Here is a 22,289-nt window from a genome sequence, read left to right on the forward strand (position 1 = left end):
GTAACTCCTTAAAACTGAACCAGACCGGTAAAACCGAGGAAGGCGAGTGACATCAGGCCCGCAGTGACCATGCCGATCGCCGTACCCTGAAAGGGAGCCGGCACATCCGCCACGGTAATACGCTCCCGCATAGCGGAAAACAGAATGAGCGCCAGTGAAAAACCAACCGCTGCACCAAAGCCGTAAACAATCGAATCGACAAAGCCGTTCATTTTTTTGATGTTTAACAGCGCCACACCTAACACCGCACAGTTAGTGGTAATTAGCGGGAGAAAGATACCGAGTAACTTGTATAACAGTGGGCTGGTTTTACGTACCACCATCTCTGTGAACTGCACCACCACCGCGATCACCAAGATGAACGAGATGGTTTTCAGATAGGTGATTTCAAGGGGGGCCAGCAGATAGGTATACACCAAGTAACTGCAAACCGATGATAGGGTTAGCACAAAGGTGGTGGCCAGCGACATCCCCATCGCGGTTTCCAGTTTGTTGGACACGCCCATAAAGGGGCACAGACCAAGAAATTGAACCAAGACGAAATTGTTCACTAGAACAGTGCTGATAATAATTAGCAGGTAATCAGTCATAATACTCGTTACATCATCGCCGGTAATCGTTGTACCGGAGCTGGCTGAAAATGAGAAAGTGCTAAAGTTTACCGATTTTAGCGACTTTCCGGTATAGCTTTATGGTTGATGTGCTTCAACTTTTATCGATCTGGATCATAAAACGGGATATGAAGAGGTCAGATTGTCTCGGCGAGGCATTATACCAGTCTGATTCATGAAAACTTATGGATAACAGAAACTTTCTATAATACCGCGGCTAAAAAGCAAACTGGGCGTTAACGGATGTGTCGGCCCAGTCAGTTCTCTACCTATGAGTGCGATATTAGATCGCACGACTATCGCGTAACTGCTCCAGAATGGCATGAACCTGAGCGGGAACCGAGGGTTGTTCGTTCAAATCACGGCTGTCTAGATCAATCAGCTGTGCACCTTCAGGCAGTGCGCTTGCTGTGGCATCGGTGAGTACCAATAGACCGTTCTCATTCAGTAGTGAAGCGATCGGTCCGATCTCTCCTGGCAGATGACCGTCATCTAATAAAACGGTGATCGCCCGTCCCTGATTGAATAACTGACGTTCGAGGGTGTAGAGCAGCGTCTGACGTTGCTCCTTTGTACCGCCTTGAAGGGCAAGGGTGATCGCTTTCTGTCCGAAACGCTGTTCCCGCTCTGCTTGAGAGATGCTTGGGCTCTGGCTAACCAGCTGGTCATTGATTAAGCTGTCTTGCGCATCATCGGCGACAATCATGCCCGCCGCTACGGTGATATTGGTCAGACGGTCAATAACAATAAATGAACCGGTGGTGTGATGCTCACGGTAGTTGTCGGTGACAACGGGACGTTCTAGGGTGACTTCACAACGGCCAATTTCATTCAGCTTCAGCGTTGCCGCCGGATGCTGTTGCTGGGTATTCACATCGACACAATGGCGAATACTGCTGATCCCACCGGCGACGGTCTGAGTGGCCAGCTTAATATCGTATTGACGCCCAGGGATCAGTTCCTGTTCGGCCATCCAGACAACCATCGCGTCGAAGCGATCGCTGACCTGAGTCTTATCGCTGCTGTGGACAATCATGTCGCCACGGCTGATATCGATCTCATCTTCGAGGGTCAGGGTGACTGCCATCGGTGGGAAGGCTTCCTGTAGCTCGCCTTCATAGGAGACGATCGATTTCACGCGGCTAGTTTTGCCTGACGGCAATACGGTGATCTCGTCACCCGGACGGACAATGCCTGAGCCGAGTGTGCCGCAATAACCACGGAAATCGAGGTTAGGGCGGTTAACATACTGAACCGGAAAGCGTAACTGATCGAAATTCTGATCATTCGCGATCTCGATGGTTTCCAGATGCTCCATCAATGGCGCACCTTTATACCAAGGCATGTTGTCGCTCAGATTGACGACATTGTCGCCTTTTAGCGCAGACATCGGCACAAAGTGGATATCGTTTAGCTCTAAATCAGCGGCAAAGTCTAGATAGTCCTGTTTAATCTCTTCGTAGCGGGCTTCGCTGAAGTCCACTAGATCCATCTTGTTGACAGCAACGATGGTGTGCTTAATCCCCAGTAGCGCTGTGATAAAGCTATGGCGTTTGGTTTGCACCTGCACACCATAACGGGCATCAATCAGGATAATCGCTAGATCGCAGGTGGATGCGCCGGTGGCCATGTTACGGGTGTACTGCTCATGCCCCGGGGTATCCGCGATAATGAATTTACGGGTAGAGGTTGAGAAGTAGCGGTAAGCCACGTCGATGGTAATACCCTGTTCACGTTCTGCCTGCAGGCCATCAACCAGTAAAGCAAGGTCGAGTTCTTCACCGGCATTACCGGATTTGGCATTGTCGGAGTGCAGGGCAGCGAGTTGATCTTCATAGATCATCTTTGAATCGTGTAGCAAGCGACCAATCAGGGTCGATTTACCATCATCTACACTACCGCAGGTGAGAAAGCGCAGTAGTTCTTTATTTTCATGTTGTGCCAGATAGGTTTCGATATCGCTGGCGATCAGATCGGACTGATGACTCATGATTGTGTTCCGTATTCTAAAATTCTGTACAGTGCAGTAAAAGACGTTAAGTCGGCATAACGGTTGGGTGGTTTCACCCATTGAGTGCGTCGGTGAATGATCTCAGCGACGCCAACCGTGTTAGAAGTAGCCTTCCATCTTCTTCTGTTCCATGGAGCCTGCGCCATCGTTATCAATCACTCGGCCCTGACGTTCTGATGTAGTGGCAAGCAGCATCTCCTGAATAATTTCAGGCAGGGTTTGCGCTGTGGATTCCACAGCACCGGTGAGCGGATAGCAGCCAAGGGTGCGGAAACGAACCATCTTCATCTCTGGTACTTCGCCCTCTTCCAATGGTAGACGGTCATCATCAACCATAATCTCGACGCCATCACGAACCACGATCGGGCGTTCAGCGGCGAAGTAAAGCGGCACAATCGGAATACCCTCAAGGTAGATATATTGCCAGATATCCAGCTCGGTCCAGTTGGACAGCGGAAAGACCCGAATGCTTTCGCCTTTATCGATGCGGGTATTAAAGGTGTTCCATAGTTCTGGGCGTTGACTCTTAGGGTCCCAGCGATGGTTTTTATCACGGAAGGAGAATACCCGCTCTTTCGCGCGGGATTTCTCTTCATCACGACGCGCGCCACCAAAGGCTGCATCGAATTTGTATTTGTTCAGCGCCTGCTTCAGGCCCTGAGTTTTCATAATATCGGTATGTTTTTTCGAGCCGTGGGTGAAGGGGCTGATATTCATATCAACGCCTTCCTGATTGGTGTGCACAATCAGGTCCATGCCAACTTCTTTCGCCATCTTGTCGCGGAAGCTGATCATCTCTTTAAACTTCCAGGTGGTATCCACATGCATCAATGGAAAAGGTGGCTTACCTGGATAGAAAGCTTTGCGTGCTAGGTGCAGCATCACGGCGGAATCTTTGCCAACGGAATAAAGCATGACCGGATTTTCAAACTCCGATGCAACTTCGCGAATAATGTGGATGCTTTCTGCTTCCAGTTGACGCAGATGGGTCAGTCTGTGTTCCGGCAATTGACTCATATTGATTAGCTCTTTCTACCTAGCTGATAAATGGGGCCGATGGATAACTCATGCTGATGGTTTAAATCAGTATCAGATAGATGGCACCTTAATTAATGGGGCCATTATGCAGAAGCACTCTTAAAATTAAAAAGAATAAATTGTAATGTTTTAATAGCTTTTTGGTATAAGAGGTTCAGCTTACTGATGCGCTGAGGAAAAGAGGGCTGGATTTTTTTGTTATTCCAAAAAAGAATTAACAAATTAATAATTAGTATTTTACGTTATAAGGGCTAGTCGCTATGATGGCGCAATCTGAATATGCGCTATTCCGTCTTTGTCTTTAATAGGCGGGTAACTTTTTAAGGCAGCTGAGAACGTTGATGGAAATAGCTTACAGCTTTGCCGGCCTGGTGGTTGGCTTTATAGTCGGTTTAACCGGGATAGGCGGTGGCGCTCTGATGACGCCGATTCTGATCGTTATTTTTGGTATTCCACCGGTGACTGCGGTGAGTACCGATCTGATTTATGCGGCGATTACCAAGTTTGGTGGCAGCATCTCCTATGCGCGCAAAAAATTGGTTGAGTGGCGGGTGGTGTTTTTACTGCTCGGTGGTAGTATCCCCGGGGCATTAGTCACACTGTATTACCTTGATGGCCTAGACGGCTTAGAACAAGTCGAGCATCTGATGAATATCACCTTGGGTGTTTCATTGGTGTTGACCTCGATCGCCGTGTTTTTTCGTGCCAAGATCCGTGCGTCAGTGGTCAAACTGGAAGGCACTCGGTTTGAAAAGCATGGCCGGCGGTATCGTCCCTACGTAACCCTGTTAGTGGGTATCGTGTTAGGTGGTTTAGTCACGCTCTCCTCTGTGGGCGCGGGCGCATTGGGCACCGCCATGCTGATTTTGCTGTATCCTCGGATGACCATGCAAACGTTAGTGGGGACCGATCTTGTTCATGCGGTGGTGTTAACCAGTATTGCTGGTGCGGGACACTATGGTATGGGCAGTGTCGATCTCTGGTTATTACTCTGTTTAGTGATTGGTTCTTTGCCAGGGGTGTTCTTGGGTAGCCATTTTGGCAGCAAGCTGTCACCAAGAGTCATACAGCCAATTATGGGCACGCTGTTGTTAGCCATCGGTATGCGTTTTGTACTGGTTGGTTGAATAACAGGTAGCTAAATAAAATAGTTTTTTGAATTGTAATTTTTATAGGGTGAGGGCCGGTTCGCCGGCGGTAATAGACATGTATCAATATAATGAACAGGATCAGACTCTGATCAATGCGCGGGTTGAGCAATACCGCGATCAGACCCGCCGTTTCTTGGCTGGTGAAATTCCCGATGAGGAATTCCGTGGCCTGCGCTTGATGAATGGCCTCTATATTCAGCGCCAAGCGCCGATGCTGCGGATTGCCGTACCTTATGGCCAGATGAACTCTGTTCAGCTGCGTAAGCTGGCGGATATCACCCGTAAATATGATAAAAATTACGCCCACTTCACTACGCGGAGCAATGTTCAGTTGAACTGGCCGAAGCTGGAAGAGGTGCCGGATATTTTGGCTGAACTGGCCGAAGTACAGATGCATGCGATCCAAACCAGTGGTAACTGTCTGCGTAACACCACGACAGATCACTTTGCGGGGATCTCTCCGGAAGAGATTGAAGATCCTCGGCCGTGGTGTGAAATTATTCGTCAGTGGACCACATTGCATCCTGAGTTTGCGTATATGCCGCGTAAATTCAAAATCGCTGTTACCGGAGGCCCAGAAGATCGGGCGGCTTCTCAGGTGCACGATATCGGTTTGCACATGGTTAAAAATGACGCCGGTGAAGTCGGCTTCGAAGTGTTGGTCGGTGGTGGTCTAGGCCGTACACCGGTGATTGGTAAGCTGATTCGTGAGTTCTTGCCAAAACGTGACCTACTCAGTTATCTCGAAGCGATTTTGCGGGTTTATAACCTAAACGGTCGTCGGGATAACAAATACAAAGCGCGTATCAAGATATTAGTCAACGCGATGGGTATCGAGGAGTTTCGTAATCGGGTTGAAGCCGAGTGGGAAATTAACCGAGAAGGCGAGCTAGCCCTAACCGATGATTATATCGCGAAGCTTAAAGGCTATTTCACACCGCCTCCTTATGCGGCTGATGCCGTAGACGGGTTGTCTGTGCTGGAAAATCAGCTCGAGGATAATGCCGAGTTCCGCGCTTGGTATGAGCGGAATACCCGTGTTCATAAAGTGGCGGGCTACCGTGCGGTGGTGATCTCACTCAAGCCTCATCTAAAACCACCGGGTGATATTACCGACGTGCAGTTGGATGCGGTGGCGGATCTAGCCGATACCTTTAATTTCGGCGAAATTCGTAGCACCCACGATCAAAACCTAGTCTTCGCCCATGTGGCCGCCGGTGATCTGTACACCCTCTGGCAATCATTACGTGATCTGAATCTAGCACGGGCCAATATCGGTACCCTGACCGATATGATCGTCTGCCCAGGTTTTGATTTCTGTTCATTAGCAAACGCCCATACACTGGGAGTGGCCGAACAGATTAATGAAAAATTTGACGATCTCGATTATCTCTATGATATTGGTGATATCAAGCTGAATATGTCTGGCTGTATCAATGCCTGTGCCCATCACCATGTGGCGCATATCGGTATTCTCGGGGTGGATAAAGGCGGTGAAGATTATTACCAGATCACCCTTGGTGGCTCATCCCGCGAAGATGCTTCATTGGGTAAAATCATTGGTAAATCAGTGCCTCAAGCCGAGGTAGCCGATACGGTTGAGAAAATCTTGCACGTGTATGTAGACAACCGCCTTGAAGAAGAGCGTTTTATCGAGACCGTACGACGTATTGGTCTAGCACCGTTTAAGGAGAGAGTTTATGCCCCTGTTAATTAATCGAGCAGTTGTCGAAGACAGCTGGTTACTGGTTGACGAAGATAACCTAGCGGCGCATATCAATGACGATATTGTCGTGCCTTTTGAGTTGTTTGAGCAGAATCTTGAGACGTTGCTAAAGGCTGATGGCCAGTTGGGTGTGCAAATCAATGGCGATCAAGATGTGAATCTACTGCTACCACACTTGGCTGCCTTGGCGTTGATCGCCATTGAATTTCCCGCCTTTACCGATGGTCGGGGGTTTAGCTTTGCGAGAATCTTGCGCCGTGGCGGCTTTACTGGTCAGCTTCGTGCGGTCGGGGATGTTACCCGTGACCGTTTAGATCATATGCAGCGTTGTGGTTTTGATGCCTTTGCGATCCCTGATGATCGCTACAGTGACGATATCCTCAGTGCGTTTGGCGAGGTGCCGGTGCGTTATCAGGGCAGTACGGATGACGAACGACCTATTTTCCGTCAGTAACCGATCAGGATAACCGTGATGAGTGAATTATTAACCCCTGAACTGGACGCCAAAGTTGCGAATACCATCGCGGTACTTCAGCAGGCGGCGGCCGAAAATTCAGATACCGGTCTGGTGTTTGCCAATAGTCTGGGCGCTGAAGATGTAGTGATTACCGATCTGATCAGTAAGCATACGCCTCAGATCGGTATGTTTGTGCTCGATACTGGCCGTCTACCGGAAGAAACCCTGAAGTTACTCACCGATGTGCAGGCGCTTTATGGAAACCTCAAAGTTCAGGTTTTTTACCCAGAAGCCGCCGATGTTGAAGAGTATGTGCAGAGCAACGGCGTCAATGCTTTCTATGAAAGTCAGGCGATGCGTAAAGGCTGCTGCTTTGTGCGTAAGATTAAACCGTTGAAGCGGGCACTGGCTAATCGTCAGGCTTGGATTACCGGCCTGCGTCGCGAGCAATCAGTAACCCGTGATGAGATCGGTTTTAAAGAGTTTGATGAGGGTAACGGCATCGATAAGTTTAATCCCCTCGCGGATTGGACTGAAGCGGATATCTGGGCTTATATCCGTGCCCATAAGGTGCCTTATAATGCGTTGCATGATCAGCATTACCCGAGTATCGGTTGCGCGCCCTGTACAAGGGCTGTTGCCGAGGGTGAAGATGTTCGAGCAGGGCGTTGGTGGTGGGAAAACCCGGAGACCCGCGAGTGCGGCTTACATTCCGGTGCGCCAGCCAACAAGGACGAAGCGAAGCCCGTTAATGTGATGGATTTTTTGCCGAAATAAATTAATCTTCCGATACTCACAAAGCCCGCTATCTGCGGGCTCTTTTCTGCTATCTTTTAAGTATGCTACTTTAAAACGTTATATTACCCTAATGCCTATATTATCGACGCTAGCGGGCTAGCCGAGGACGACACATTGGATTATTTGCCGTTATTTTTTAAGCTGAACGACCGGACTGCACTGTTAGTGGGGGGCGGACAGGTAGCGTTGCGTAAAGCGAGCCTGTTGACCCGTGCAGGGGCACGGGTAATTGTGGTGGCTCACCGAGTCGATCCCGAGCTAGTGGCGCTGATTGAACAGCACAACGGGCAGGTGATTGTGGGGGAGTATCATAGCGGCCTATTGGCGGATGCTTATCTAGTCATTGCGGCAACGGACGATAATGAGCTGAACGAACAGGTTCATTTCGATGCGGTTGAGCGCAATATCCCGGTGAATGTGGTGGATAACCAACCGCTGTGTACCTTTATTTTCCCCGCTATCGTTGACCGCTCTCCGATTGTTATCGGCATCTCCTCCGGTGGTGAATCCCCTGTCTTGGCGCGCTTGCTGCGGGCGAAACTGGAAACTTGGATTCCGCAAGGTTATAGCCGGTTGGGCCGGTTGGTGGGTGAGTTCCGCCAGCAGGTTAAGCAGACTTTTAGCCATGTTGAGCGGCGGCGGATTTTCTGGGAAAAAATCCTTCAAGGGCAAGTCGCTGAGAAAGTGTTTGCTGGTCGAGATAAAGAAGCGCGGGCGTTATTGGAATCGGCGTTAGAAAAGGCCGATCCAGACCATCAAGTCGGTGAGGTTTATCTGGTGGGGGGTGGCCCAGGGGATCCTGAACTGCTCACGTTTAAGGCGCTTAGGTTGATGCAGCAGGCGGATGTGGTGCTTTATGATCAGTTGGTATCGCCCGCCATTGTCGATCTTTGCCGCCGAGATGCCGATAGAATCTTTGTCGGTAAGCGAAGGGATAATCATGCGGTGCCGCAAGATGGCATCAATGAATTGTTGGTTAAACATGCGCTACAAGGGCAACGTGTACTACGCTTAAAGGGCGGTGATCCTTTTATCTTTGGTCGGGGTGGTGAAGAACTGGAAACCCTCAAACAGCACAATATTCCCTTTCAGGTGGTGCCGGGTATTACCGCCGCCAGTGCCTGTTCAACCTATGCGGGGATTCCGCTGACGCATCGAAACTATGCACAGTCCGTTAGACTGGTAACAGGGCAGTTAAAGAACCGTACCTCTGATCTAAATTTTGAGGAGTTGGTGCACCCGAACCAAACGATCGTGTTTTATATGGGGCTGCATACATTGCCCACACTGTTCGAACAGTTGATCGCCCATGGCAAACCGGCAGAGACACCCGCGGCGATTATCTCTAACGGTACCCGTGCTGATCAACGGGTATTAACCGGTACCTTAAGCAGCTTGCCCGAGTTACAGGAACAAGCCAAACTGCCCGCGCCCGCATTGATTATCGTCGGTGAAGTGGTGCAGCTCCATGAAAACCTAGCTTGGTTTGGTGAAGAGGTGTTGCATAACCACGGCTTGATTTTGCCGGATGCTAATCCAGATTAAAGACCGGTTGGTATTATTTATGCCGTTATAGCCCCAGTAAATACTAGGGTTGTAGCGGAATAAAAGGCCAACTATTCAATAATAATGAGAATAAGAGTGTCTATAGGTCGGGAGGTGATCTTGTGCCGGAGCAAGCTAAAACGGTATTTAGCCTTGAGCTAGTTAACGCGTCTATCCATACGTTACCTTTATTACACAGTGTGGCGGCTCAGTTAAAGCAACGCAGTCACGAGTCGACGGATTTCTACCCAAAAGTTGCCGAGCTGGCGAGTGAAGACCCCCTTTTGTCCGCGAGAATTATCTCTGCTGCCCATTCTGTCCCTTGCGGCCCTCTTAAACCTGTCTATAGCATCGAAAAAGCACTCGAACGAATCGGGGTATTTAACACGCTGGCGCTGATTAACCAGCTGACGCAGGTCGATACCGAGATGATGACGCCGGGTTACAAGATCGGTTGGCGTCACTCTATCGAGGTTGCGGTGTTTAGTCGTTTTCTAGCGAACCATACCACTGCTTTTAATGTTAATGCTGATCTCGCCTATATGGCGGGATTACTGCATGATATTGGCCGTTTTATTCTATTGCAGATGGTGCTTAACACTGGGCAGCAGAATGAGGCAAGGAGTTGGAATGCACTGGATGAACTCCCCGAAACAGAGATACAGCAGTATGGCTTTACCCATACCGAAGTGGGTTATATGGCGGCGCAGCGCTGGAATCTGCCCCGCACGCTGACCAACGTACTGCGTTTTCATCAGCACTATGATCTGTGGGATTTCAAAACGGTGTCGCTGCCCTTTAAGCAGCTGATGACGGTGGTTCAGTTTGCTGATTTTCTCAGCATGTTATTGATAAAAAATCCGGAATGGCCCGCGTGGTCAAGTACGCAACTGAAAGGCTTTATAGCCGAACACTGTATCCATGAGGATTGGCCCAAGATCGATTTCCCGATTGAATATCTAGCGGAGCAGTTACCCATGTTATCGGAGCAGTGCCAACGGTTGGTGATTAATGCCGAAAAAACGCCGGACGAGGGTCTATGATGATGGCGGGCTTAAGGCGATCGGCTTAGGCTCTAGGGGGAGATCGATCCGGAAGTGAGCGCCTTGCTTGCTGGGGATGGATTGAATATGCCCCTGTAATAACTGGCTGACGAGGTTATACACGATATGCATACCTAAGCCGCTGCAGCCACGGTTACGTTTGGTGGTCATAAAGGGCTCGAATAATCGCGTATGCCAACCATCCGGAATACCTGCGCCGTTATCACGATATTCAATCTGCATTCGATCGGCATAGGGGTTGATCGTCATGGAAATCTTACCGCCGGTTTGGTTATCGAAGCCATGTAGCAGTGAATTGAGAATGAGGTTGGTAAAGATCTGGTAATAGCCGCCGGGGTAGCTGTTGAGTATCAGCTGGGTTGGCCCCTTGATGCTGATATCAGGATTGGCTTGTTTGAGTTTAGGGCTTAGTGAGTGTTGGATTTCGGCCAGATACTGAATAAGGTCGAATTGGCGGCACTGCTCACTGGCTTGGTCGACGGATACCTGTTTAAAGGCGCGAATAAGCTGAGCAGCCCGCTCGAGATTTTGACAGATCAGCTGACTACTTTCGACCGCCGTTTGGGCGAGAGGGTTGTCCTGATGTTGCTGCTGATAAAGCAGCGCTTGGTCGGCCAGATATGATGCTGCGGTGTAGCCAATCCCAATCGGGGTATTAATCTCATGGGCGACGCCGGCGACTAAACCACCGAGAGCCGCCAGTTTTTTCGATTCGACCAGCTGTTGCTGAGTAGCTTGAAGTTTCTTCAGGGTTTCACGCAGCTCTTTATTACTTTCTTCTAATGCCTGAGTACGATCAGAAACCCGTTGTTCCAGTTCGGCATTTAAACGGGCCAGTGAACGCTCGGCTGCCTCGCGTTTGTCTATATCGGTCAGCATGGTTTGGCGCATGCTGTTCATCGCATTGGCCACTTGGCTTAGTTCGTCCTCTGTTTGTCGTGTTTTACGTTTCAATATAAGCGGCGTATTCAACTGGTCTAGTTTAAGTCGTCGGGCATATTGCGCCATGGTGCTTAGGTGGCGGGTGACTAGCTGGTTGAACAGGGCGAGAATAAAGATCGAGACTAAAAAGGTTTTGATGCCCTGGGAGGCAAGAATCAGCAGCACTTTATCTGCGAGCCGACGGTACACCTCATCCAGACTGACGATAAGGGTTAGATCACCCACCTTAACGGCGGCATTGCTGCTATCAACGTAGTTCAGGGCGTAATGGCGTTCGACTGTGGCGCCAGTATTGGGCTTATCGCCGGCACTGTATTGATCGCCAAACTGGGATTCGAGTTTAAGATAACGGACATCCGGCAACTGCAAAATACCGTCCAGTTGCACCTGAATCTGCGTTGGGCTGATCTCCCATAGGCTATTGGCGAGGCTGTTAAGTGAGCTGGCTTCAATCTGTTGTAAGCGTTCCTCGATGGCCGACCGTTCATAACGGTAATCTAACCAGAGCTGGGTGGCGGTGGCGATCAGGGTAATCACTGAACTGTAAAGCAAGATCGCCGTCAGTAGGCGGATGCCCAATGGTTTTTGACGACAGAGTGCTTTAAAGCGTTGGCTTAGGCGCATAGACGATGTTTATCTAACCGAGTGTTTACCATCATGGCATAGAGAGACTGACTGGCTTGAAAGTACTTATCAAGCGTGTGGCTATGTTGTGCGGCTAGAGAGTGGGCGTTGCCTTCTTTAATCATGGCTGTATCTGACAGTGAATGGCGCCACTTTCATCCTGCTCGCTTAAACGCCCCTGCATCTGTTGACACAAAAGTTGCAAGTGATTCTGCAGACACTCTGACCAGTGGCACGATGGAAATACCGGCTGCCCATCGTTTAGGCTAACCTTGATCCGCAGTTGACCCGATTGCGCCGGTTGTAGACTGAGTGTCAGATCGGCGCCATTGGCTTGCAGAATGGCCAACTCAATGGCGCTGATCAGTAGCTGGCGAATAGCGGTCGGATTGGCGTGGATCTCAGCCGGCAACGCCTTATCCAGTTGGTAATCCAGTAACCAACCATCTCGGCGGCTTTGCGGCAGAAAGGTATGCAGTATCTCATCCATCAAAGACGTTAATGCCAGTGTTTCTGTTGGCGCCGCACTATCGTTGATGTTGAGCATGGTCATGCTGTTATGCAGGCGTTGATGTTGAGCATGTAAACCAACCGCCAAATCGTTGGCAACGGGGTTAAGATTCATCTGTTGTAAACGTTGGCTTTGCTTGAGTAGGGGGCGAACCTGTTGCTTTAGCTGCTGCGTAATCGTGATGAGGCGTTGGTCATCAGGGCCAGACAAGCTGTCGTGAGAGGCTTGTAAACGGGCATTTTTAATATCACGAAAGGATCTCAAGGCAACCACAACCGAAGTGAGCAGGCGTGATGCAGACAGCTCCGCTTTACTTAGGTAATCATTGATATCGTAGTTAACAATGACTTTGGATTCCGGTGCATAGCCCGGGTGGCCGGTGCGCAGAATCACGCGGATATCTCGGTTGTGAAGTTGGTGGCGGATATATTCGACCAGCTGCAACCCTTCGTCATCGCTCTCCATCACCACATCGAGTAAGGCGAGGGCGATATCGGAGTGTTCAGCCAGTTTTGCCCGCGCTTCACCGCCACTTTTAGCACTGATCAATTCGATCGGGCGTTGTTCAAACTCATATCCACGGAAGATCATGCGGGTAATGCCATGAATCCCTTCTTCGTCATCAACGACCAATATTTTCCATGGAATCATAAATATCTACATATAACGGCTTTGTTTGAAAGGCTATTTTGCCAGTAAATGTTATCAATGTGCCAGAAAAAGCAGACAGTTTTCGCGAAACAAGCTGCCCCGTGAGGTGCTAGTGGATTGATTGACGCCAAGGTTTTAGCGTTGAGGGGTGTGTCGTGTTATTTGTGTGTGGGTATTTATGGAGACAGAGAGTTGGTTTTTCTGGCGATTAAGTTGTCAATGGAAAGCCTGTTTCTAGTGTTTATAAGAGGCGATAGCTAACGCTTTGTTGTAGTGTCATACTGGATCTGTCTTCGTTGGCAGACAGCTATTAAATCGCCAGTGGGAATTTATTTCATGACAAGTCATCTACTCGTTGGCTGCTAGGAATTAGAATGTGTAAAAGGTTATGGTCATGAAAACTATCATGAGTGAACAGCGTGGTTTTACAGCGTCGTCAGCTGATGCCGAATATCTCCTGACTCATCCGGTGCCATCGCGCTCGGTGATACCGCTGATTCTCTCTCTATTTGGTGTCAGCCTAGTATCGATTATCGGCTTGGTGATGTTGACCTTGGTTAGCATGGAAGGGCTAACGGAGGATAATTTCAAACAGCGTGTTAAAACCGCCTTCAATATCGAAATGATCCGTCAGCAAGGGATCTTGCAGGAATATTCCTATTGGGATGAAGCTCATCAAAAGCTGATCGTTGAGCCGGATGAGGACTGGGCGAAGGATAATCTAGGCGCATACCTACAAGAGACTTACGGTATCGACCTCGTCTGGGCGTTTACCTCCGACATGCAGCCTGTTATGACTCTTACGGATGGTGAGCAGGTAATGATTAGCGCCTCTGAACTACAACTTAGCGATCTGCAAACCTTGGTGCAGGCCGCTGTTGATAGTGATATGCCGCATATCGTGAGTGGTTATCGCGAGTTTTTTGGTACGCCTTATCTCGTGAGTATTGGTATGTTTTTGGATGAAGATGAGATGCAAAAGAGAAGTGATGGTACTTTTTTGCTGTTCGCTTACCGCCTTGACGACCATAAAATCCAACGGGTTCGTGATGAGTATCTGTTGCCTGGGCTGCGTTTTTCTACGGTAAACAATGGTGAGCAGTCCGACTCAGCTAAGGTCTCTCTATATAATTCACAAGGCGTTTCGCTCGCAAACCTAAACTGGGATACAGTCTCTCCCAGTGATAAGTACTTTGTTCGGTTGCTGTTGCCTGTGGTGCTGATTTTTATCGTGATGGCGTTGCTGACATGGCGGCTGTTGGTGGGTGAATATGCCAATCGTCAACTTTATTCATCCCACCTGATAGACATGGCAACGAAAGATTTTCTAACGAATATCAGTAACCGCCGAGAGTTTTACCTTCGGGCCAACCACGAGATCAGTCGAAGTCATCGAGAACAAACCTCTTTAGCATTACTGATGATGGATCTTGATCACTTTAAGAAAATCAATGACTCCCTAGGGCACAGCGCCGGTGATGATGTGCTCGCAGAGTTTGCCCGACTGGTGCAGGAGAATATTCGAGAGTTTGATATCTTCGGGCGTGTCGGAGGGGAGGAGTTTGCCGTGCTGCTGGTGGCTGCTGATCTGGCAAAAGCAGAGGAGATTGGTGAGCGTATTCGCCGAGTGATCGGTGAATATGCATTCCCGAGTTTGTCGGGTAGTCCGCTTCAATGTACCGTCAGTGTCGGTGTTGCTGTTTGGGATGGCGAAGAAGCGCTGGATCGTTTGATGGTTCGCAGTGATGAAGCGCTTTACACCGCCAAGGATAACGGACGCAATCGAGTTAGCGTTGCTTGAATTAAGCCGTTGTGGCCTAAGGCTGATCCAAAAGCTTAGTGCTTAAGCTGATTTAACTGTTCGGCTTTTGCCTGAGCGCCCCATTGTGCATAAATATCTCGGCTTTTTTCGCGACAGAACTGTGCTAACCGGTGCTGTTGTTGCATCTGTAAAAACTCCCCGTAACGCTCATAACACAGAGCTGAATGATAATTGACGCCGTGCTGTTCTGCACAGGCAATCGCCTGCTCAAATAATGGGTAGGGGTCTTGATCTAGCAGGCGGGCTTTTTCAGCTTGTAGTAATAAGCGTTGAGTAGCGAAATTCTCCGGACAGTGTTTTGCCCACAGCTCGAAGCGAGATTCGATCTGTTCCACTTCAACCCGTCGGCGGGGCAGTAGTGCTTGTTGTTGCTGAGCCAGAATCAGTCGCATCATGGCGGTGCAAAACAGGACTTCACTGACACAGAAATAACCGGGTAGATCATTTTCTAGTCGTGCTTCCCAGGCGTATAAATCAGGCCACAGGTGCTGCTGATTGAGCAAAAAGGCGGCCATAATCGAGCTGACACCCTGCCATCCGTGTTGATAGTCGCACTGTTGCGGCAGTGGTTTTTCACCACTGAGTTGTTCCATTAATAGCAATGATGAAGTTTGTAAGCGGGCCGCTTGGGGCTGCTGTTGTGTCAGCATCTGTTGGTAATGCTGACGACAGAGGGGGAGCTGTTCAGTCAGAGAGTGGCTGGTTAGCAGCGATAGTTGATGTTGCAGTAAGCGAGATTCACTCTGCACCAGCCAGTGGCCGTGTTTGGCCGCCAACGAGTCGATATGTTGTAGTTGTTCAGTGCTGTTGTGAATGGGAGCAAACCAGTGCTGTACTTGGCTAGATTGTATGAGCGCCGCATGGGTGGCGATATCGGTGTGGGGCTCGGGGCTAGAGGGTAAGGCTGCTGTGGCGATTAAACCACCAAACTCATTCGCCAGTTGCATCCCTTGCACCGAGAAAATCTGTGCCAGTCGAACATCGGCACAAAACCAACTGGCCACCCAGGCGTAACTCACAAAAGCAAACGCCGTCAGATGGCTGCGACCCTGTTGCAAACTTAGTGTGGTCATCTGGCCAATGGCGCAGGCGGCTAACAGCGGCTGGCCTTGTCGGCGAGCGATGAGGCTGATTTTTTCTAGCAACTGTAGGTGCAGTTGATCTTTTTCGTCGGTTAGCGGCGTTAGTGAGGGTATTAGTCGGTCACCTATCAGTTCGCTGATCGCTTGGTGTTGCGTTAACAGCAGTAACAGTTGTTGATTGTCGTTGTCTGGTAGTGGTGTGTCAGTCAGTTGTTTGAGGCTTTCCTGCAGCTGGGTTAACGCCTGCGCATGCTGATCGCGGTGCAGGCAGATCTCGGCGGTCATTAGCGCCGCTTTGGTCTGTTCGAGCGGTTCAACTTTATCGTTAGGCAGCTGTTGTCGACATTGATCGGCTAGAGTGACTTCCCCCGCCAACAGATGTAGTTGAGCTCGTTGTAATAGCAGTTGGTGTCTTTTCTTGTACTGGTGGCTATGCAGCAAGCGATAGGCGTTAGAGAGGTAGCGGCTCGCGCTGCTAAAGTTGTGTGCCTGTTGGGCGAGCAAGGCGGCGCGGATATTGAGCTGGCGTAACTGTTTTTTCTGTTTAGGATTTGTCTGTTGATAGGCACGGTTGAGATGTAATAGCGCGGGAGTGATCTGTTCAAGTGTGAACACCGCGGGTATCCGTGCCAACATGACCCTACCGCACTGGTGATGAAGCTGGCACTTTTCTGTTTCATTGAGTCGTTGATAGATCGCGCTGCGAATCTCTGGGTGACAAAAATGGCACTGGGTGGCCTCATCCGGAGGTTCTGTTTTGTGACGCGGACTTGGGGCCGAGGTGCTGGCGGCGCCAAGGTCGATGAGTCCGAGCTGTTCTGCTGGCCATAGATGGATAGCCAGTCGTGCAACCTGATGTTGGGTCAGCTGTTCCAGTTCGCTCAGGTTAAAGTGTTCGCCGAGTAGGGCGGCCCATTCGAGTAGTTCGAGGGTAAAGCGGCTAAGCTGACTGATCCGCTTATCAATACGTTTCGTCCGTAGGCGATGATTGCCTTCTAGCCATTCGATTTGCGGGTTCGTGCGGGCCGTCAGTGACGAGGCTTCAATCACGGCCAAGGGTTTAATGTTTTGTCGGTAGTGACTTGGCGCAACCCCCATCCAGCGTTTAAAGGCTTTTTGAAAAGCCGATTGGTTTGAAAAGCCCAATTGAAATGTAATTTCACCAAAGCTGAGCTGGCCCTGTTGGATCAACTGTAAGCAGACTTCCCGTCGGGTTTGATCATAAATATCCTGAAAGCTTGTTCCTAGTAAGCCCAGTTTACGTTGCAGAGTGCGCAGGCTGAGGCCGACGGCCTCGGCGACCTGTTCGCGTCTAACACAGCCTTTGCCCTCCCCGAGTTGGCGGCGTATCAGATTGCGGGTATGTGCGGTGAGGGCGCTCTGCTGTGCTGATTTACTCAGTAAAGAATCGGCAAACTCCCGGTGTAATTGATGCATATCGGGATTGGCATCAAGGCAACGTAACGAGAAATAATCGCTGGCAAATAGCAGCTGATTACGGGGTGCATCAAAACGCACCTCTGCCGCAAAAAATTGTTGATAGGGTAGAGGGTTTTGCGGTTCGGGAAAGGCCAGTTGCACCAGTTTGACCGGGATCTGATGGCCGGTTAACCGGCGGGGCCAGTTAATCATGCAGGCCATCAGGTATTCAACGGGTTGCAGTTCGGGGGCGTTTAATTCCAGTGATAGCAGTGTGCCATCCGCCGTTTGTTCCACCTGAATCAACGCGCCTTCTAGCAGGACGGGCAGATAGTCGCTTAGGGCTTGGTAGGCTTTGCCAAGGGTTTCGGCCGAGGACATCAGAAAGCCAATGGACCCTAGCATTCTGGGCTGAGTGGCTTCCCCTAAATTGAGGGCAATGCGGGGGTTGTCGGTCGCTTGGGCGAGGGTTTGTAGTATCTGGCCATAGGCTGAGGTTGGAAAGCGTACATCCGGTTTAGCTAACTCTTCCGAGGTAAGCGCCGCTATCTCAAGAATATTCGCTTGATCCAAACGGAAATGTTGGATGAGCTGTAGTACAGGCTCTAACAGTTTGGTCGAGGCGGTTATGGGCATTCGCGTAGATCTGGCATGGCTGGACGTATCGGGTTAATGCTGATGACGGATAAGATTATCACAGCCTGCTTTTGAAGTAAGTCCTCGCGTGCCGATGGGTTAGTGGTAGGTGTTGATGATCGCCTCAATACGGCCGGATTCACGTAGTTGGCGAATGGACTGGTTGATAAGGTCGATATCCGCTTGCGGAACCGTTTTTTGACTGAACATAAAGTGGATATCGTCAAGGCTGGCGTGCCAATCTAGGGTGGTGATCTCTTCTTCTAGGCCAAACTCTTTGATGAGTTCCTCGCCGTTATAGAGGTCATTGAGAACAATATTAGTGCGCTGGATATGTAACATTTTGAATAACTGTTCATATTGACTGAGCTGGTGGACGAACAGGGTATCTTTGATGTGATTCCAAGCCTCGCCATAAAAGGCGCCATGTATTACGGCGATACGGGGTTTGAGTTGGGCCAGCTGATCGAAGTTCTGTGCCGCGTTCCAGATCGGGTATTCATCTTTGCGCACAAAAATGGCCATGGTTTCGGAGCGATAAGGTTCAGAAAAATAGGCCCAGCGAGTGCGTTCTTGGTTTTTTGATGCGCCAATCGCGAGGTCGATTTCGCCGGATCTGATATAGCGCTTGGTACGCTCCCAGGGGATGTTCTGCAACTGATAGGCGCATCCGGCGTTATCCATGATGGCTTTAAGCAGTTCGATATCGATGCCGGTAACGCGGTTACCTTTTTGCATCTGATAGGGTTTCCATTCTAGCCAAGCGACAGAAAAGGTTGTTTGGCAGGCGGCATAACTGGCAAGAGGGGTTAGTAAAGTTAGCAAGAGTGCTCGGATGGTAATCTTGACAACAAGGGGATAGTTCACAGGAAGGCATGCCTAAATAGAGTCGGGTGGCCGCTTAGGCTTGAGTGAGCATGAGCGTCTTTCGATCTGATTATAGGGAGGGGTGTCCTTGTCTAGCAACCGTCTTTGCTAGATTAAGGGTATTTCTATTGTTACCGATAGCAAAAGCCCGCGCTGTTGCCAGCACGGGCTTTGGTTTACATTCGAAAGGTATTAGAGATGAAAGGGGTTACACCGTTTCAGTCTTTTGCCTTGTGAGTTTTTTGAGCAGCCATTTTTTTCTCATAACGCTTTTCCCAGAAGGTCGCGTTTTTAATGCCCAGTTTCACCGGGTTAAAGGTGTAGTGCTTAACGCCGGCTTTGTGCTGCGCTTCATAGTCATGCAGCGCTTTGAGTGCAGGTTTTGACATAAAGAAGATAATCAAAATACCGGCAATGTTTAACCATGCCATTAAGCCAACACCGATGTCGCCTAAGCCCCATGCGAGGTTGGCTGTTTTAACCGCGCCATAAAAAGTCGCGGCCATCAGTACCAATTTCAATGCGCCAACCATGCCTGGGATTTTAATGGTCCGTTGGATGTAGGCGATATTGGTTTCAGCGATGTAGTAGTAAGCCAGAATAGTGGTAAAAGAGAAGAAGAACAGAGCGAAGGCAATAAATGGATTACCCAAGCCTGGTAGAACGCTTTCGATCGCCATCTGTGTGTACAGCGGGCCGTTGGCGGCGATATCAGCGCCGAGGTTCTGTACTAGGAAGGTATCCCCTGCACCGTGTACGTTGTATGCCCCGGTAATAAGGATCATGAAGGCTGTTGCTGAACAGACGAACAGGGTATCGATATAAACCGAGAACGCTTGAACCAAACCTTGCTGTGCAGGGTGTTCTACGGCAGCGGCAGCGGCTGCATGTGGCCCCGTACCCTGACCGGCTTCGTTAGAGTAAACACCCCGTTTGACACCCCAGCCAATGGCTGCGCCCATACCGGCCATCGGTGTGAAAGCATCTTCAAAAATCATCGCGATAATGCCTGGCAGCATATCGATGTTCAGTAACACGATAACGCCCGCGATAATGATATAAGCCAGCGCCATGAACGGCACGACAATTTGGGTGAAGCTGGCGATACGTTTAACGCCACCGAAGATGATAAAGCCCAGAATGAGAACGACAATGGTACCGGTGACGATTTTCGCAAAGCTCAGTGTGCCCATCGCGGTGTCGATCATTGCACCCGAACCAAAGGTGGCTTCAACCGCGTTACCGATACTGTTGGACTGAACGCCCGGTAGGAAGACACCACAGGCCATAATAGTAGCGATCGCAAAGATCCATGCAAACCATTTCTGTCCCATCGCTTTTTCAAAGTAGAACGCGGGGCCGCCACGGTATTGGCCTTCATGTTCTTCTTTATAGATCTGCGCCAGTGTGGATTCCGTATAAGCGGTTGCTGCCCCAAGGAAAGCAACGACCCACATCCAGAAAACCGCACCCGGGCCACCAAAGCCAATCGCTGCCGCCACACCGGCAATGTTACCGGTACCCACACGGCCTGAGAGGGAAACGGCGAGTGCTTGAAATGAGGAGATCCCTTTTTCAGACGCTTTGCCTGAAAACAGTAGCACCCACATCTCGCGGAACATTCGAACTTGCACGAAACGTGTGAGAATGGAGTAAAACAGACCGGCGCCAAGGCATAGATAAATCAGTGCCGGACTCCAGATAATGCCGTTTGTAAAATCGACAAATGCTTGCATGTGTAAATATCTCCTGAAAGCAGCGTGCTAGGCACGAAATTAGAATTATTGTATTGCTATGCTTATCCACGGTTGAAGCATGTGTTTAGCTAGCTAGCTAGCTAAGCCGAGCCTATTCGACAGGCGAGGCTGTGCGTCTTTAGGGCGACTCAAAAATAGCGCTAAACTGCCGGAAAGAAGGTCCGTTTTCCTCGAGGCGTGTTGGTTAAAACCGCAAGATGGATTGAAGATAAGCCTATGGCTCTGCCTGATTAAACACTCGAGCCGTTGTTGTACGGCTCGAGTGAGTGTCGGACGGAGCCTCCATCGGTTATCTGTATGCCTAAAACTTTAGTGGCAATGGCTGAGTGAGGAAATATCCTGGTGTGCCTTGTTAACCTCCTTTCGCGCCAGAATGCCGTAATGGCTTTGCCTTAAAGGGGATGAGAGCCCTTGGGTTGCCGAGATCGCGTTATGTTGATCGACAGGCTGTGAGCAGGTAATGCTCTATATGTTGTGATTTTATTTTAGATTTGCGCTGCACGGCCGATAACCCCCTGACTGAATTTTAAAATGGGAATCTGCGATGTTTAACCTCAGTTCAATACCTCTATTACTTAATTCTGGATTGAGTCAGCAATCAGGTTCTCAAGCTAGTGCTGTGCCTACGGAATCTTCGTTAGAGAACCTTAGCCAAAGCTTATCGGCGGTGAATAACGTGGCTGCCACCGAGCAGACTTACTCACTCTCTGAGCGGTTTAGTCGGGACGATAGCTTCTCCCTCAGCCTGACGACCCAAGATGGCGATCAGGTTGAGATCACCTTTAGTAGTGAGACGAGCTATCAATCTGAGTATGTTCAGAGCGGTGGCAATGGGGAGCAAGAGCAGCGTTATAGTATTGATAAGGCGCAAAGCAGTGAGTTTGGCTTTAGCGTGACCGGTGAGTTAGATGCCGATGAGCTTGATGCGATTGCGAGTCTGGTTCAGGACCTCTCTTCGTTGGCGGCGAACTTTTTTAATGGTGACCTGCAAACCGCGATGCAGCAGGCCGGCGATCTCTCCTTTGATACATCAGAGTTGGCGCAGATGGATCTATCCATGCAGCAGTCGATGGAGTATCGCGCGGTCGAGCAGTATCGCGCCGTTCAGTCACTGGGTGAGAACAGCGTTGCCGCACCTCAGCAGGCGTTAACGCCCTTTATTGAACAGCTTCAGGGGTTGGTCGATAGTAGCCAAACCTATATTGAAAGTGCAGCCAGTGTTTCGATGAGCCTATTGGTCACCTTGGTAGAACATGATTTTCGCTTTACGGATGCAGATGAGGTTGAGCAGGGGGCGATGAAAGAGAATCTCGCTCGCTTAAATGATCAGATTCACAACGGTGAGCGTAGCGATCATACAGAGGCGAATGAATCCGAACAGGCATCGACTCAGGGGCATAAGCATGATGCAGATGAGTCACGCGGCACTCGCCATGATGCTACTGAACCAACGAACAGTATTTATCAGGCTGATACAGTCGATCAGGCTGATATCACCGCTTAATTTTGTTTTGTTATTGATAACGCCATCCACTGGATGGCGTTTTTTTTGCCTGTAATTTGGTGCTCGGCTGTTA

16 protein-coding genes are annotated in these 22,289 nt (G+C 49.8%); 8 read left to right on the plus strand and 8 right to left on the minus strand.

Annotation, left to right across the window (positions count from 1 at the left end):
- Nucleotides 1-8: 8 nt before the first annotated feature.
- The 3 genes from rsxA to cysD all read right to left on the minus strand — a co-directional run bounded on the left by rsxA (nucleotide 9) and on the right by cysD (nucleotide 3,639).
- Nucleotides 9-590, minus strand: a complete 582-nt coding sequence (gene rsxA, locus EH243_RS11440; RefSeq protein WP_126158800.1) for an electron transport complex subunit RsxA — start codon at nucleotides 588-590, stop codon at nucleotides 9-11.
- 304 nt (nucleotides 591-894) lie between these two features.
- On the minus strand, nucleotides 895-2,601 hold the full coding sequence (gene cysN, locus EH243_RS11445) for a sulfate adenylyltransferase subunit CysN (protein WP_126158801.1): 1,707 nt from the start codon (nucleotides 2,599-2,601) through the stop codon (nucleotides 895-897).
- Between the two features lie 120 nt (nucleotides 2,602-2,721).
- Nucleotides 2,722-3,639, minus strand: a complete 918-nt coding sequence (cysD, locus tag EH243_RS11450; protein WP_126158802.1) for a sulfate adenylyltransferase subunit CysD — start codon at nucleotides 3,637-3,639, stop codon at nucleotides 2,722-2,724.
- 362 nt (nucleotides 3,640-4,001) lie between these two features.
- Here cysD and EH243_RS11455 point away from each other — a divergent pair, with 362 nt between their 5' ends.
- The 6 genes from EH243_RS11455 to EH243_RS11480 all read left to right on the plus strand — a co-directional run bounded on the left by EH243_RS11455 (nucleotide 4,002) and on the right by EH243_RS11480 (nucleotide 10,380).
- Nucleotides 4,002-4,787, plus strand: coding sequence for a sulfite exporter TauE/SafE family protein (locus EH243_RS11455; protein WP_126158803.1), 786 nt, complete (start codon nucleotides 4,002-4,004; stop codon nucleotides 4,785-4,787).
- 79 nt (nucleotides 4,788-4,866) lie between these two features.
- Nucleotides 4,867-6,528, plus strand: coding sequence for a nitrite/sulfite reductase (locus EH243_RS11460; protein WP_126158804.1), 1,662 nt, complete (start codon nucleotides 4,867-4,869; stop codon nucleotides 6,526-6,528).
- Nucleotides 6,512-6,991, plus strand: a complete 480-nt coding sequence (locus EH243_RS11465) for a DUF934 domain-containing protein (protein ID WP_126158805.1) — start codon at nucleotides 6,512-6,514, stop codon at nucleotides 6,989-6,991. Before EH243_RS11460 ends, EH243_RS11465 begins: the two co-directional genes overlap by 17 nt.
- An 18-nt stretch (nucleotides 6,992-7,009) precedes the next feature.
- Nucleotides 7,010-7,771 (plus strand): phosphoadenylyl-sulfate reductase, encoded by a 762-nt coding sequence (locus EH243_RS11470; RefSeq protein ID WP_126158806.1) that lies wholly within the window; start codon nucleotides 7,010-7,012, stop codon nucleotides 7,769-7,771.
- 135 nt (nucleotides 7,772-7,906) lie between these two features.
- Complete coding sequence (gene cysG / locus EH243_RS11475) at nucleotides 7,907-9,337, plus strand: siroheme synthase CysG (protein WP_126158807.1); 1,431 nt, start codon at nucleotides 7,907-7,909, stop codon at nucleotides 9,335-9,337.
- 122 nt (nucleotides 9,338-9,459) lie between these two features.
- Nucleotides 9,460-10,380 (plus strand): HDOD domain-containing protein, encoded by a 921-nt coding sequence (locus EH243_RS11480; protein WP_164549106.1) that lies wholly within the window; start codon nucleotides 9,460-9,462, stop codon nucleotides 10,378-10,380.
- On the opposite strand, the gene EH243_RS11485 is transcribed toward EH243_RS11480, so the two are convergent.
- Nucleotides 10,375-11,967: a sensor histidine kinase gene (locus EH243_RS11485; protein ID WP_126158809.1), complete on the minus strand. Its 1,593-nt coding sequence runs from the start codon at nucleotides 11,965-11,967 to the stop codon at nucleotides 10,375-10,377. The two genes, EH243_RS11480 and EH243_RS11485, sit on opposite strands and share 6 nt — an antisense overlap.
- Before the next feature lie 121 nt (nucleotides 11,968-12,088).
- Nucleotides 12,089-13,129: a response regulator gene (locus EH243_RS11490; RefSeq protein WP_126158810.1), complete on the minus strand. Its 1,041-nt coding sequence runs from the start codon at nucleotides 13,127-13,129 to the stop codon at nucleotides 12,089-12,091.
- Between the two features lie 394 nt (nucleotides 13,130-13,523).
- Here EH243_RS11490 and EH243_RS11495 point away from each other — a divergent pair, with 394 nt between their 5' ends.
- Entirely contained in the window at nucleotides 13,524-14,930 is a 1,407-nt protein-coding gene (locus EH243_RS11495) for a sensor domain-containing diguanylate cyclase (protein WP_164549107.1), read from the plus strand.
- 35 nt (nucleotides 14,931-14,965) lie between these two features.
- On the opposite strand, the gene EH243_RS11500 is transcribed toward EH243_RS11495, so the two are convergent.
- The 3 genes from EH243_RS11500 to EH243_RS11510 form a co-directional block, all read right to left on the minus strand.
- Nucleotides 14,966-18,088 (minus strand): AraC family transcriptional regulator, encoded by a 3,123-nt coding sequence (locus tag EH243_RS11500; protein WP_126158812.1) that lies wholly within the window; start codon nucleotides 18,086-18,088, stop codon nucleotides 14,966-14,968.
- Between the two features lie 99 nt (nucleotides 18,089-18,187).
- Nucleotides 18,188-18,913 carry a substrate-binding periplasmic protein gene (locus EH243_RS11505; RefSeq protein ID WP_126158813.1) on the minus strand — a complete coding sequence of 242 codons (726 nt, stop codon included), beginning with the start codon at nucleotides 18,911-18,913 and terminating at the stop codon, nucleotides 18,188-18,190.
- A 260-nt stretch (nucleotides 18,914-19,173) separates the two neighbouring features.
- The gene (locus EH243_RS11510; protein WP_126158814.1) at nucleotides 19,174-20,691 is read right to left on the minus strand and encodes an alanine/glycine:cation symporter family protein; all 1,518 of its coding nucleotides are present in this window, start codon (nucleotides 20,689-20,691) and stop codon (nucleotides 19,174-19,176) included.
- Nucleotides 20,692-21,256: 565 nt separating this feature from the next.
- Here EH243_RS11510 and EH243_RS11515 point away from each other — a divergent pair.
- A complete protein-coding gene (locus EH243_RS11515) occupies nucleotides 21,257-22,216 on the plus strand; it encodes a hypothetical protein (protein ID WP_126158815.1) in 960 nt (319 codons plus the stop codon).
- Nucleotides 22,217-22,289: the final 73 nt, after the last annotated feature.

The sequence above is a fragment of the Amphritea opalescens genome (genome assembly GCF_003957515.1).
Lineage (GTDB): Bacteria > Pseudomonadota > Gammaproteobacteria > Pseudomonadales > Balneatricaceae > Amphritea > Amphritea opalescens.